At 48.7% G+C, this 14,132-nt stretch carries 8 protein-coding genes; 5 read left to right on the top strand and 3 right to left on the bottom strand.

Going from position 1 to position 14,132, the window contains the following annotated elements:
- Window positions 1-3,921: calcium-binding protein (locus ACFW2W_RS14535; RefSeq protein ID WP_378179221.1), on the top strand; the 3,921-nt coding region annotated here is incomplete at its 5' end.
- 262 nt (window positions 3,922-4,183) lie between these two features.
- Entirely contained in the window at window positions 4,184-4,891 is a 708-nt protein-coding gene (locus ACFW2W_RS14540; protein WP_378179224.1) for a potassium channel family protein, read from the top strand.
- Here the strand turns inward: ACFW2W_RS14540 and ACFW2W_RS14545 are convergent.
- Window positions 4,857-6,473, bottom strand: coding sequence for a cation:proton antiporter (locus tag ACFW2W_RS14545; RefSeq protein ID WP_378179227.1), 1,617 nt, complete (start codon window positions 6,471-6,473; stop codon window positions 4,857-4,859). The two genes, ACFW2W_RS14540 and ACFW2W_RS14545, sit on opposite strands and share 35 nt — an antisense overlap.
- 106 nt (window positions 6,474-6,579) lie before the next feature.
- On the opposite strand from ACFW2W_RS14545, the gene ACFW2W_RS14550 reads away from it, so the two are divergent.
- Window positions 6,580-7,455: an SDR family oxidoreductase gene (locus ACFW2W_RS14550; protein WP_378179230.1), complete on the top strand. Its 876-nt coding sequence runs from the start codon at window positions 6,580-6,582 to the stop codon at window positions 7,453-7,455.
- A 265-nt stretch (window positions 7,456-7,720) separates the two neighbouring features.
- Here the strand turns inward: ACFW2W_RS14550 and ACFW2W_RS14555 are convergent, their stop codons facing one another.
- Complete coding sequence (locus tag ACFW2W_RS14555) at window positions 7,721-8,230, bottom strand: DUF1648 domain-containing protein (protein WP_378179233.1); 510 nt, start codon at window positions 8,228-8,230, stop codon at window positions 7,721-7,723.
- Window positions 8,231-8,394: 164 nt separating this feature from the next.
- Between ACFW2W_RS14555 and ACFW2W_RS14560 the strand changes: the two genes are divergently transcribed.
- Both ACFW2W_RS14560 and ACFW2W_RS14565 read left to right on the top strand, forming a co-directional pair.
- Window positions 8,395-8,802: a hypothetical protein gene (locus ACFW2W_RS14560; RefSeq protein WP_378179235.1), complete on the top strand. Its 408-nt coding sequence runs from the start codon at window positions 8,395-8,397 to the stop codon at window positions 8,800-8,802.
- Window positions 8,803-8,865: 63 nt separating this feature from the next.
- Window positions 8,866-11,031: a tetratricopeptide repeat protein gene (locus tag ACFW2W_RS14565; protein WP_378179238.1), complete on the top strand. Its 2,166-nt coding sequence runs from the start codon at window positions 8,866-8,868 to the stop codon at window positions 11,029-11,031.
- A 103-nt stretch (window positions 11,032-11,134) separates the two neighbouring features.
- Here ACFW2W_RS14565 and gcvP read toward each other — a convergent pair whose 3' ends face one another.
- Entirely contained in the window at window positions 11,135-14,083 is a 2,949-nt protein-coding gene (gene gcvP / locus ACFW2W_RS14570; RefSeq protein WP_378179241.1) for an aminomethyl-transferring glycine dehydrogenase, read from the bottom strand.
- Between the last annotated feature and the right edge of the window lie 49 nt (window positions 14,084-14,132).

Below are 14,132 nucleotides of genomic sequence, written 5' to 3' on the forward strand. Positions count from 1 at the left end.
GGCACAGGCAATGACCTATTAGATGGCGGTTCGGAAAATGACTTCCTGTACGGGGAAGCTGATAGCGACACCCTCAAGGGTGGCACAGGCAATGACCTGTTAAATGGCGGTTCGGAAAATGACTTCCTGTACGGTGAAGCTGATAGCGACACCCTCAAGGGTGGCACAGGCAATGACCTGTTAGATGGCGGTTCTGGCAATGACCATCTGTACGGTGAAGCTGATAGTGACACCCTCAAGGGTGGCACAGGCAATGACCTGTTAGATGGCGGTTCGGAAAATGACTTCCTGTACGGTGAAGCTGATAGCGACACCCTCAAGGGTGGCACAGGCAATGACCTGTTAGATGGCGGTTCTGGCAATGACTTCCTGTACGGTGAGGCTGGCAATGATTCCCTGTATGGTGGCACTGGTGCAGATGAACTCTACGGCGGCACTGGTGCAGATGAACTTTACGGTCAAGCTGGTAATGATTACCTGGAAGGAAATTCCGGCAACGACTTCATAGATGGTGGCTCAGGAGTAGACCGACTTTACGGCGGTACAGGTGACGACAAACTCTATGGTCAAGCGGGTAATGACTTCCTGTATGGTCAAGCTGCCGACGATTTGCTGGATGGTGGCACAGGCAACGACTATCTAGAAGGCAATGATGGTGATGACACCGTTTATGGCGGTGCTAACAACGACACCCTATATGGTCAAGCGGATAACGACTTCCTAGATGGTGGCACAGGTGAAGACTATCTGGAGGGCAATGACGGCAACGATAAGCTGTACGGTGGTGCTGACAATGATGCTCTGTATGGCAACGCTGGCGACGACATGATGTATGGGGAGTCTGGCGACGACTTCTTGATGGGAGAAGCAGGCGACGACTACATTGATGGTGGCAGTGAAGTTGATACCGTCAGTTACTCTAATTCACCCAGTGGCGTAACTGTCAATATTGATGAAGGTCAAGGTTACGGAAATGATGTCAACGCCAGAGCTGCTGCTGCAATCAGTGATGCCAACCCTAGCACATATTACACCGACCTGGAAGCGAACTTTGCCATCAACTCAGGCACAGCCTACGACGGATTTGGTACAGAGGACACCCTCCGAAATCTGGAAAACATCATTGGATCTGAGTATGACGACATTCTAATTGGCAACAGCAGCAATAATCGCATTGAGGCTCTAGCTGGAGATGACTTGCTGATTGGTAATGGCGGGAATGACACTTTTTATGGTGGCGATGGCATTGATACTGTCAGCTACCGCCGCGACGCTGGCAGTGTCTACGTCAACTTAGAGAAGAACGAAGCCAGCGACGGCTTTGGCGGCTATGACCAAGTTTACGACGTTGAGAACGTAGTCGGATCTAACTACAGTGATTCGATCTTCGGTGACGCCATAGCCAACATCATCACAGCCGGGGATGGCAATGACTATGTTGAGGCTGGAGACGGTGACGACAGAGTTTACGGCGAACGAGGCGATGATGTCGTCTATGCTGGCAGCGGTAACGATACGGTCTTCGGCAACGAAGGGCGAGATAATCTGTTTGGCGAAGCTGGGGACGACATCATCTATGGCGGTGATGGCGATGACTATATGAGTGGCGGTACAGGTAACGACAAGCTTTACGGCGATAGTGGCTTCGGCAATGACACTATCTATGGCGATGAAGGCGACGATGAACTGTACGGTCGCTTAGGCAATGATAGTCTCTATGGTGGTGACGGAAGCGATCTGCTGCTGGGTGAAGAAGGAGATGATAGCCTCGATGGTGGTTCTGGCAATGACAATTTAGATGCAGGAGACGGCAACGACCAACTCTACGGTCAAGCAGGCAACGACTACCTTAATGCTGGCGACGGTAACGACTTGCTGATGGGTGGAGATGATGAGGACACCCTCTTAGGCGGATCGGGAGACGATCAAATTGATGGCGGTACAGGTGACGACTACCTGGAAGGGAACGACGGCAATGACTTCCTCTTGGGGCAAGATGGGAACGATACCCTAATCGCTGGCACTGGCGACGATCGCCTGCAAGGTGGTGACGGTAATGACACCCTGGACGCAGACGCTGGCAACGACTTATTGCTTGGTGGTGCTGGGGATGATTCTCTCACAGGTGGCGACGGCGAAGATCGGCTTTTTGGCGAAGATGGAAGCGATCGCCTAGATGGTGGTGCTGGCGACGATATCCTCGACGGCGGACAAGGAAATAATCTCCTCGACGGCAGGACTGGTAACGACATCCTCTCGGCTGGTGATGGGGACGACTGGATGGATGGCGGCGACGGCGACGATAAACTCTATGCAAACAATGGCAATAACATTCTGTATGGTGGCTCTGGCGACGATGAAGTGTACGCTGGCTCTGGTGATGACAGAATTGAAGGTGGCGACGGCAACGACATCCTAGCGGCAGGAGAAGGCAACAACGCCTTGTATGGTGGTGACGGTGATGACGAACTCTACGCGGGTTCTGGCGACGACATCTTAGACGGCGGTGAAGGCAATAACAAAATGTACGCCGGGGATGGCAACAACACCATCTATGGTAACTCTGGCGATGACATTTTTTATGGTGGTTCTGGCAATGATAGCTTTTATGGTCGCGGCGGTAACGACCAGCTTTACGCAGGTGAGGGCAACAACAAGGTTTACGGCGATGACGGCGACGACATCCTCGCAGGCGGTGCTGGCGACGACATTTTAGACGGTGGTGAAGGTAACAACATCCTCTACGCCGGGGAAGGCAACAACGAATTATCTGCCCTTTCCGGCAACGACAAGATGTATGCCGGTGCTGGTAATGACATCATTCTTGCAGGCGATGGCGATAACAGCGTCTTTGCCGGAAACGGAAACAACCGAATCGAAAGCGGTTCTGGTAAAGATTTTCTGAATTCTGGCTCTGGCGACGATGTAATTAACGCTGGGGCTGGCGATGATATTATCTACGCTGGCGTTGGCTCTAACAATATTGATGCAGGTGCTGGTAATAATACCGTCTACACTGGCGGTGGTGGCAAAGACATCATCGATGCCGAAGCTGGCAATGACATCATCGGTACTGGCGGCGGTGATGACATCATTCGTGCAGGCGATGGCAATAACACGCTCTATGCCGGAGAAGGTAACAATCAACTTTACACCGGATCTGGTAGCGATCGCATCTCTGCTGGTTCCGGCAACGATCTAATTGAGGCTGGTGCTGGCGATGATACTGTCTACGCTGGCGAAGGCTCCAATAATATTGATGCTGGTGCCGGGAACAACACCGTCTACACTGGTACAGGCAACGATGTCATCATTGCAGAAGCTGGCGATGACTTGCTCTCCTCTGGTGGTGGTGATGACATCATCCGTGCAGGCGATGGCAATAACACTGTTTGGGCTGGAGAAGGCGATAATCAGCTTTATAGTGGCTTTGGTAACGATACCATTTCAGCCGGATCTGGCAACGATTTAATTACGGCTGGTGCAGGCGACGACCTAATTTACGCAGGCGAGGGCAATAACACTATCTATGCTGGTGCTGGTAGCGATACTATCTACACTGGCACTGGCAACGATACGATCCTCGCTGGTGCTGGCAACGATCTGCTGTATGCGGGTGAAGGTAACAATACCATTTACGGCGGTGCTGGTAACGATACGCTATTTAGCGGCAACGGTAATGACTTGTTCGTGCTGGCACTTGGCGCGGGAACTGACACCATTGTAAACTTCAATGTCGGTCAAGATTTAATCGGCTTATCCAGCGGTCTGACATTTGACCAACTGGCAATTGTCCAAGGCACTGGCACCAACAACGATTTCTTTACCCTAATCAGCGATCGCAACAGTGGTGAACTCTTAGCATCCCTCAGCTGGGCGCAAGCAAACACTATCACCAGTTCTTCCTTCACGATCGTCTAGGAATTAAAAAACGCGATCGCTCTAGTTCACCATTTGAATAATTTACTACTCTCACCGCCAGCAACTACACTGAAATTTTGAGGCAATACGGTTCACTACCGAATAGTTGTAGGTTGGGTTGAGGAACGAAACCCAACACGCATAAGCATTTTTTGGGTAACGTTGCCTCAACAATTCCCGACGCAGATTTGGGATTTTTAGCTCTAAATGAACCGGATTGGATTTTGAGGTTACATCTAAATACCTGCAACAGAGGTTAGCCATGTACGTATTGATTGGTGGAGCTGGACTGGTCGGGCTGGACTTAGCCCAACAATTGGTAGAATTGGGACACACGATTGCCATCATCGATACCGATCCCACCGCCTGCCGGTATGCACGCGAACAAGTAGGCGCGATGGCTTTTGAAGGCAGTGCTGTCAGTACGCAAGTGCTGATGGAAGCAGGAATTCGCAAGGCAGATGCGGTTGTTGCCGCCCTCCGCGATGATGCTTTAAATCTGGCAATGGTGACACTTGCCAAACACTATGGCGTCTCCCATATCGTGACTCGGATGCGCCAAGGTGATTTTGCCGAACCTTATCGGATTGCCGGAGCGCACCATGTAATTAGTACGATTGAGTTAGCCGTGACCACAATGGTGAACGCTATCGAATATCCCCAAGTAGAATCGATGATGCACTTCGAGCAGGGTCAGGTAGAAGTCTTCAAACTCAAAGTGCCACCGGAGTCTGACATTGCGGGTCATACCGTGGCACAAGTCGCTCAGGATGACCGTTTTCCTAGTGGTTCTTTGATCATTGGCTATCAATCCCATCCCCAAACCGATCTAATTATTCCTAATGGAAAGACAGTGCTGGAGGCGGGATCGACCGTGCTAGTAGTCACCAAATCGGAAAAGTTACATCAGGTGATTGATTTCTTAGGGTTGTGTTCTAGTCATCTTCCAAACTTAGAAGTTGCTCGTTAATAGTTTTGATGCGCTCTTGCACTACTTCTTCTGAGAGAATTCGCCTGCGGAGAGCGTCATTGAGTACCTGCTTTTCTGCCAACAGTAATTGCCGACGAATCGGGTCTAATTTTAGGCGATCGCTACTCTCATCAGCAGCATCTTCTGGACGCTGATTATATATCTCCCGCAAAGTCCTTTCAGAAGCTGCCACCCGCACCTGATAAGCTGCTCGCATCTCTTCGTAGATGGATTTTGGTAAAACTCCCGATTTCAGGAGACTCTCTAATTCATCCTGTGCTGCTTTGGAAGTCATCAATTGAGCTTGCAATTGTTCGATCTGCTGCCGTGAATCTGAATGGCGGTCGAGCTTTAAACGTCGTACAAACCCAGGTAAACTTACTCCCTGTCCCACCAACGACAGCAGCACAATCCCTAAGACAATCACAACCAGCGTATCTCGCCCTGGCAAATTAGTCGGTAAGCTTAAAGCCAAGGCTGTGGAAAGCGAACCTTTAATATTGCCCAAAAAGAGAACGTGTCGCCATTTCACAGGAATAGGTTTGTCAAAAAAACGCACCAAGTCCAAGAGTGGATAAACGGTGAGTGCCCTCCCAACTTGGTAGGCAATCAGTGCTAAAAGAACAGCTGGTAGCGTCTGCCAAAGGGTGACGAGATTAATCTCTAAGCCGATGAGTAAGAAAATAAAGGTATTGACTCCAAACCCGGCAAATTCCCAGAAACTGAACAAGGTGACTTGAGTGGAAGCAGAGGTACTGCGAGAAACCCCCAGGTTGCCCACAATCAGTCCTGCCACCACAACGGCAACCACACCGGATACGTGAAAAAATTCGCCTACTTGGAAGGCTCCCAGGGCTACGGCAACCGTGAGTAAAATCACGCTGAGAGGATCGTCTGCTTGGCTAAATAAACCAATACTAAGGTAGCCCAAGGCTAAGCCAACTAAGATTCCGCCGACAATCACGAACAAAAATGCCTGTACGACATCAAGGGGCGTTAATGACCCGGTTGAATTTGCAGTCAAGATCAGGCTAAATAAAACTAGCGCCACATCATCGTTGACCAAGCTTTCACCCTCTACTAGAGTGACCAGTCGGTGGGGAACAGACACTTCCTTGAAAACCGCAATGACCAAGGCGGTATCGGTGATTGACAAAATGACCCCAACCAGCAAGGCGGGTACCCAATCTAAGCCTAGTTCTAGTTTCAGCAAGACTGAGGTGATGCCAGCGCAGAGGGGAAATCCCACGCCTGCTAGCAAGGCAATGGGTTTAAACGTGCTGCGTAGGCGACTGATGTCGGTATTAATTGCCGATTCAAAGAGCAGAATCGGCAAAAAAAGATTAAAAATTAGGGAGGAATCCAGACGGATGCGACCTGGCAAAAGCTCTGTAATCGCCAACCCTGCCAACACTAACCCTGTAATGTAAGGAATCCGAAATCGTCGAGATAGTAGGGCAACCCCGGTGGCGACCAACAACAAGACGATCAGAAAAATTACTAATTCAGCAACATTTCCCTGATTCTCGCTGCCTGTGACCGTAGGGACTGCCAAGAGCGATCGCTCGTCTAGCCACTGCATAGCGCGTACTCACAAGTGATGAACGATACACCTAGGGTCAGTTTCTACAGAACTGCCCTTAGTATCTTAAAGGATGAATTACGATGCTTTTGTTCTGAGTTTACAAATGAAAAAACTCTTAATTACAGGTGCCAGCGGTTTTTTAGGATGGCATCTTTGCCAGCTAGCACAACCAGAATGGGACGTTTATGGAACCTACTTTTCCCATTCTCTAGAGATTCCCGGCGTAAATTTGCTGAAAGTTGACTTAAAAGATTTTCAGGAACTCAAGCACCTTTTTCAGAAAATTCAGCCGGATGGAGTGATTCATACCGCCGCGCGATCGCAGCCTAATTTTTGCCAAAAATATCCTGATGAATCCTACCCAATTAATGTCACGGTATCTTGTAATATTGCTGGACTTTGTGCGGATGCTTCGATTCCTTGCGTTTTCACTTCAACTGACTTAGTTTTCGATGGTTTAAACCCTCCCTATCAGGAAATAGATCCCGTGTGTCCTGTCAATGTTTACGGAGAGCAAAAAGTGATGGCGGAGGAAGGGATGTTAGAACGTTATCCCATGACTGCTATTTGTCGGATGCCTTTAATGTTTGGTATAGCAACGCCTACTGCTACAAGTTTTATGCAGCCGTTTATCCAAGTATTGAGAGAGGGAAAAGAGCTAAGTTTATTTATCGATGAATTCCGAACGCCAGTTAGCGCAAAAACTGCTACGCAAGGGCTTTTATTAGCCTTGGAAAAAGTAAACGGACGCATTCATTTAGGCGGAAAAGAGCGAATATCACGCTATGAATTTGGTCGTTTATTAGTGGAAGTGCTGCAACTTCCCGAAGCAAAACTTAAATCTTGCCGACAAGAAGATGTAAAAATGGCTGCGCCAAGACCAGCGGATGTTTCTTTGGATAGTTCAAAAGCTTTTGAATTAGGATATTCGCCTTTATCTGTGCGGGAAGAATTAGCGGCATTGCGAAGTAAGATTTGATAAATGCCCTGGCGATTAGCCCTGACGAATAGAATTCGCGGCTAAACATACACGCACCCGCTGGCGCGGGTTTCACAATATTATTAGTTGTAGGTTGGGTTGAGGAACGAAACCCAACACGCATAAGCATTTGTTGGGTTTCGTTCCTCAACCCAACCTACGCAGATTTGGGATTTTTAGCTCTAAATGAACCGTATTGCTTTATACATTGAATTCCGCGTAGACGGTAGGGACACGGCACTGCCGCGTCCCTACGTTTGTGTAGCTAACGTGCTTGATATGCTTGCCAAAAATAAATTCCAACTGTACCAAAAATAACTATAAGAAATATCGGCAAAAAGGCTATTCCCAAACCTGTTGATTTACCCAAAGCCACTTGAATAATCTGCCATTCTATGTAAGTAAATAGCCAGACGATTTCTGTTTTCAGCCAATTCATTAATCCAATAGCTATTTGATATTGGCGGTAGGCATTTTCTTGTGTAATTGCCCAAGGATAATTAAATGTATGAGGAAAACGCCTTAATAAAGTAAATACTAGATAAAGTACAATACTCAAAGCAGGAAATAGCAAAATAGTTGTTTTGCTACCCATAGCATCTGGCTTACCTGCAACATTAAAATGTACGGGAATAGTATTAGGCATTGTCCAAGATTGGAGAGTAAGCAAGAATAGTACAACAATGCCCGCGATCGCTACTACATCCAAGGCTAAATCTACAGGCGATCGCGCGATTGTCAAAATCGGTCGTTGATTTGATGGATTCCTCGTCATAGGGTTAATTGCTAGGCAATAACAGCATATGTTTACTACATATTTTATCTCTAAAGTCAATCGCCATAATTAGAGAAAAGTTAGTAAAGCCATCAATCTTAACATTGGCAGATAGAGGGTTGATGGGTTACAACCAAATGGAAAGCATAGCCAACCTGTGACAGATGGTACTTGAATTTACAGCAGCAAAGATTGCAGAAATCGCTTTTGGCGGAATGATAGAAGGTGGCGCTGGTAAGTTGATGGAAATTGCCATTGAAAAGGTAAATCCGCTACGCGAGAAAATTTGGAATAAATTACGGGCTAATCCAGACGCAGAAAGAGCCATTCAAGCCGTTGAGCAAGGCTCGAAGTCAGAATTAGTGAAGGTTGTTACTGAATATTTGCAGGCTTGCATGGATAAAGAGCCAGCATTTGCCAAAGATATTCGGATGATGGCTAGAGAAATTCAAATCAGCAATACTCAAGACAACAGCAGGACTCAGATTAACCGGGATAATGCCAAGGGCTATCAAGTAGAAACAGTGAATTCTCAAAGCGTGCAGTTTGGTGACACCATCAACCATCACTGACTGCTGGGAGACAACCAGGGAACAAGCCCTCAACCAGTTCAAAACTCAGCTAACCTCGATGAAATGCGCCCTCACTTGAAGTGTTGGCAAGGGCGCACGCAGGAAAGGCAGAAAATCGGGGAATGGATGGCGGATGGAAATATCCTGCTGATTGGCATTACGGGTTTAGGTGGCTTTGGTAAATCTACCCTGGCTGCCAAAATCTACGAAGACGATAGCGCTGAGTTTGATAAAAAGTTCTGGGTAGATGTCAGCCGCCGCGTGACTTTTACCGAGTTGGCGCGACGAGTCTTGCTGCGGTTGGGACTTTCCCCGTCAACTGTGGAGGCAATTCCAGAATTGTCGCTGGTGGATGCGTTGGTGAACCATCTGCGGGAGGGGCAGTATTTACTTATCATTGACAACCTGGAAAGTCTGCTGCAACCCGATGGGCAGTGGTTGGATGCTATCTACGAGCAGTTTTTTCACGGTTGGCTGGGATGTGGCGGTAAGAGTGTCATTCTGGTGACGACGCGAGAACGCCCGGATTTTCCAGAAATCAAGTTGAAATGGCTTCCTTTGTCGGGATTGTCACCAGCAGAGGGGGCTACTTTGTTGAGGGCTGCGGGGGTTCTGGGAACTGAGACAGAATTGCAAGATTTTGCGAAAAAGGCAGAGGGGCATCCCTTGCTGCTGACGCTGGTTGCAGGTTTTTTGCGGGCAGAGGAGGAGTCAGATCCGCAGATTAGCCACTTGCAGAGGTATGGTTTGGCTGACGTAGCCCAGCTAGTGACTGAGGAAAAGCTGAAAGGGCTGCACCGGGGCAAAATCGATATCTGGATGCGTCAGGTGTTAGATGCCAGCTTTAACCGTATCAGTGACAAGTTGCAACGACTGCTACTAAATCTGAGTGTCTATCGGCTTCCTTTCAATGCGGCGATGGCAGATGTCCAGTTGCCGGGAGAGAATGTATTGGAGCAGGATTTAAGGCAGTTGGCTAGGCGTTCTCTGTTGCAAGAGGAAAGGGACAAGAACGGGGGGCGATGGTTTCAGTTTCACCCGTTGATTTTGGCGTATGTCAAGCAAAAGGCGGGCGATCTAACCGAGGCACACCAAAAGGCAGTTGCATACTACAAAGAAAATGCCAAACCAGAACCCTGGCAGACAATAAGTGATGTAGCAGAATATCTAGAAGTTTTTTATCACTGCTATCAGCTCGGAGAGTATGACAATGCCTTCAACACTATTCGCCTGTGTGAGAATTTTCTAACTTTACGAGGTTACAACACTGTCCGAGCCGAACTGTACGGGCAGTTAGTTAAAGCATGGCAGCAAAATAACTCTGGTAGTTGGAAATTCGCTGCTTCTGGCAATAACTTGGGCAATGCTTACCGTTCTCTAGGACAATACCCACAAGCAATTGATTACCATCAGCAGTCTCTGGCAATATTCCGGGAGATTGGCGATCGCAATGGGGAAGCGGCTTCTCTCGGTAATTTGGGCGCTGCTTACGATTCTCTAGGACAATATCCACTGGCAATTGATTACCATCAGCAGTCTCTGGGAATAGAACGGGAGATTGGCGATCGCAATGGGGAAGCGGCTTCTCTCATAGGTTTGGGCAATGCTTACGGTTCTCTAGGACAATACCCACTCGCAATTGATTACCATCAGCAGTCTCTGGGAATAGAACGGGAGATTGGCGATCGCAATGGGGAAGCGGCTTCTCTCAATAATTTGGGCATTGCTTACCGTTCTCTAGGACAATACCCACTGGCAATTGATTACCATCAGCAGTCTCTGGGAATAGAACGGGAGATTGGCGATCGCAATGGGGAAGCGGCTTCTCTCATAGGTTTGGGCAATGCTTACAATTCTCTAGGACAATACCCACTCGCAATTGATTACCATCAGCAGTCTCTGGCAATATTCCGGGAGATTGGCGATCGCAAGGGGGAAGCTACAACTCTGCAAAACTTAGCCAGCCTATATCAGCAGTGTGGACGAGTACAAGAAGGATTTGCAGCAGCATATCAAGCACAAGAAATTTTACAAGAACTTCAGCTCCCTCTGGATGCAATGCCTTATCCAAAGTGGTTGAAATTGGTAATTAAATTTGCTCAACATGGTAAATGGCAACTGGCTTTGTGCTTCGTTTTAGGTCTGGTAGTCTTCCCGTTTGCCTTGACTGGAATGCTGGGACTGATAATGTGGCGAGTGGTACGCGCACAGCTAACGCGACGTAGTTAAGCGATCGCGTCTTTCTTCCTCTGTCCTACCTATGACGGTAAAAAAGATGCGATCGCACTCACCATCAATTAGCAAGTGCGATCGCGCTTTCCTTCAAAAGATACTAGCCTTGTGAATAAGCTTCCATCGGGAGACAAGCGCAAACTAAATTGCGATCGCCAAAAGCATTATCTATGCGTCCGACAGTAGGCCAGAACTTGTGTTCTCTCGTCCACGGCGCAGGATAGGCAGCTTGTTCGCGGGAATAGGGATGATTCCACTCAGAAGTCATTAAAGCTTCTGCGGTGTGGGGTGCGTTCTTCAAGAGATTATCTTGAGCGTCCATCTTACCCGATTCAATTTCCGCAATTTCCTGACGAATCGAGATCATCGCATCGCAGAAACGATCTAGTTCTTCCTTGGATTCGCTTTCTGTGGGTTCTACCATCATCGTACCCGCCACGGGCCAAGAGACGGTAGGGGCGTGGAAGCCGTAGTCCATCAGGCGCTTGGCGATATCATCCACTTCGATACCAGCAGACTTTTTGAGCAAGCGCAAATCTAAAATACACTCATGCGCCACCAAACCATTTTTCCCTTTGTACAAAACAGGATAGAAAGGTTCTAAGCGACGGGCAATATAGTTGGCATTGAGAATCGCCACTTTCGTCGCTTCTGTTAAGCCTGCCGCCCCCATCATGGCGATGTACATCCAAGAAATGGGTAGGATGCTGGCGCTACCCCAAGGCGCGGCTGCAACGGCACCGATGCCTTGTTCGCCGCCAGTTGGGACAACAGAGTGCCCCGGTAAAAAGGGGACTAGATGCGGCATTACCCCAATTGGTCCCATTCCTGGCCCACCGCCGCCGTGGGGGATACAGAAGGTTTTGTGCAAGTTTAAGTGACAAACATCTGCGCCAAAGTCTCCGGGACGGCATAAACCCACTTGGGCGTTCATATTCGCCCCGTCCATGTAAACTTGTCCGCCGTTAGCGTGGACGATATTGCAGATTTCTTTTATCGGTTCCTCAAAGACGCCGTGAGTAGAAGGATATGTCACCATCAAGGCGGCGAGTTCGTGGCGATGCTTCTCGGCTTTCGCTTTGAGATCGTCTACATCAATATTGCCTCGATCGTCGCAAGCGATCGCTACCACTTTCATCCCACACATTACCGCACTGGCAGGATTTGTCCCGTGGGCAGATTGCGGAATCAGACAGACATTCCGATGTTCTTCCCCGCGACTTTCGTGATACTGACGAATCACCAGTAGTCCCGCATATTCGCCTTGAGATCCGGCATTGGGTTGCAGAGAAATGCCCGTAAAACCAGTGATTTCAGCTAACCACGCCTCAAGCTGCTGGAACAGAATTTGATACCCCCGCGTTTGCGAATGGGGGGCAAAAGGATGAATTTTGCCAAATTCCGCCCATGTTACCGGGATCATTTCCGCCGTCGCATTCAACTTCATCGTGCATGAACCTAAGGGAATCATCGATGTTGTCAGCGACAAATCCTTAGCCTCTAGACGGTGCAAGTAGCGCAATAACTCAGTTTCCGAGTGATAGCGGTTAAAGACGGGATGAGTTAAATAGCTGCTAGTACGGGCAAAAGGTGCGTCAAAATCAGTTGTCACCTGACTCGCCAATTCCACCGTAAACGGTACAAAGTCTTGCGCCCCTAAACCTGCGAAAATTTCAAATAGGTCTTGCAAGTCCTGTAAGGTCGTGGTTTCGTCCAAGCTGATGCCGACAGCATTTGCATCCAGAATCCGCAAGTTAATCTGACGAGCTTGGGCAGCTGCGAGAATATCTTCAAGAGCGCGATCGCCCAATTCTACCCGCAAAGTATCAAAAAATTGTTCTGCACCGATGCTGTATCCCAGCCGCTTCAATCCTGACGCCAGAATTACCGTCAGCTTATGGATATTCTGGGCAATTTTTTTCAGTCCGGCTGACCCGTGGTAGACAGCATACATACTCGCCATCACCGCTAGGAGAACTTGGGCTGTACAGATATTACTGGTCGCTTTATCGCGGCGGATATGCTGTTCGCGGGTTTGCAAAGCTAAACGCAGCGCTGGCTTGCCGTGGGCATCTTTAGAGACTCCGACAATCCGCCCCGGAACCTGCCGCTTATACTCTTCTTTGGTGGCAAAGTAGGCTGCATGAGGTCCCCCGTATCCGAGGGGGATTCCAAAGCGCTGAGTGCTTCCTACCGCAATATCTGCCCCAAATTCTCCCGGTGGTGTTAGCAGCGTTAGGCTCAAGGGATCTGCTGCCACCGTGACTAAAGCACCCGCTGCATGAGCTTTTTCTACAAAACCCCGATAATCGTAAATCGTGCCATCAGTGGCGGGGTATTGCAGGATTGCCCCAAAGATTGCTTGCTCAAAATCAAAGTTCTGATGAACGCCGACAATAATCTCAATGCCAAGCGGTCTCGCCCGTGTTTGCAATACTTCGATAGTTTGGGGATGGCAGGCGCTGGAGACAAAAAAGGCGTTGGCTTTGGTTTTACAGAGGCTATAACTCATTGTCATTGCTTCTGCGGCTGCGGTTGCTTCATCGAGTAAGGAAGCATTAGCAATTTCCAGCCCTGTCAAGTCAATGATCGTTGTCTGAAAATTCAGCAGCGCCTCTAGTCGCCCTTGGGCAATTTCTGGCTGATAGGGAGTGTAGGCGGTATACCAGCCGGGGTTTTCTAAAATATTACGTTGAATGACCGGCGGGGTAATGCAGTCGGAATAACCCATGCCAATCAATGAGCGAAACACCTGATTTTTGGAGGCGATCGCTTTCAATCGACTCAGCGCTGCGGACTCACTCTGAGCTGCGGGAAGCTGAAGCGAATCGGTTTTCGGAGTTGCCCCATTGGGAAAACGCGATCGCCGAATTGCCTGCGGAACCGTTTGGTCGATGAGGGCATCTAGGGTCGGTATCCCCACTACCTCAAGCATTTGCTGGACTTCATCCGGGCTAGGGCCGATATGCCTCTGTACAAAAGAAATCGATCCCATTTCTCCTAGCAGATGTTGACGGCTAGACTCGGTATGAGGGATGGAAATTACCACAGGTTGCTCTCCAGACGCGACTATTTCATATTTTGCAACAATTTTCCGG

This window comes from Coleofasciculus sp. H7-2 (genome assembly GCF_042747725.1).
Classification (GTDB): Bacteria; Cyanobacteriota; Cyanobacteriia; order Cyanobacteriales; family FACHB-T130; genus FACHB-T130.

Coding starts and splice junctions, on each gene's coding strand:
- ACFW2W_RS14540 (WP_378179224.1), top strand. CDS start 4,184: ATGTACGTATTGATTGGTGGAGCTGGACTGGTCGGGCTGGACTTAGCC.
- ACFW2W_RS14545 (WP_378179227.1), bottom strand. CDS start 6,473: ATGCAGTGGCTAGACGAGCGATCGCTCTTGGCAGTCCCTACGGTCACA.
- ACFW2W_RS14550 (WP_378179230.1), top strand. CDS start 6,580: ATGAAAAAACTCTTAATTACAGGTGCCAGCGGTTTTTTAGGATGGCAT.
- ACFW2W_RS14555 (WP_378179233.1), bottom strand. CDS start 8,230: ATGACGAGGAATCCATCAAATCAACGACCGATTTTGACAATCGCGCGA.
- ACFW2W_RS14560 (WP_378179235.1), top strand. CDS start 8,395: ATGGTACTTGAATTTACAGCAGCAAAGATTGCAGAAATCGCTTTTGGC.
- ACFW2W_RS14565 (WP_378179238.1), top strand. CDS start 8,866: ATGCGCCCTCACTTGAAGTGTTGGCAAGGGCGCACGCAGGAAAGGCAG.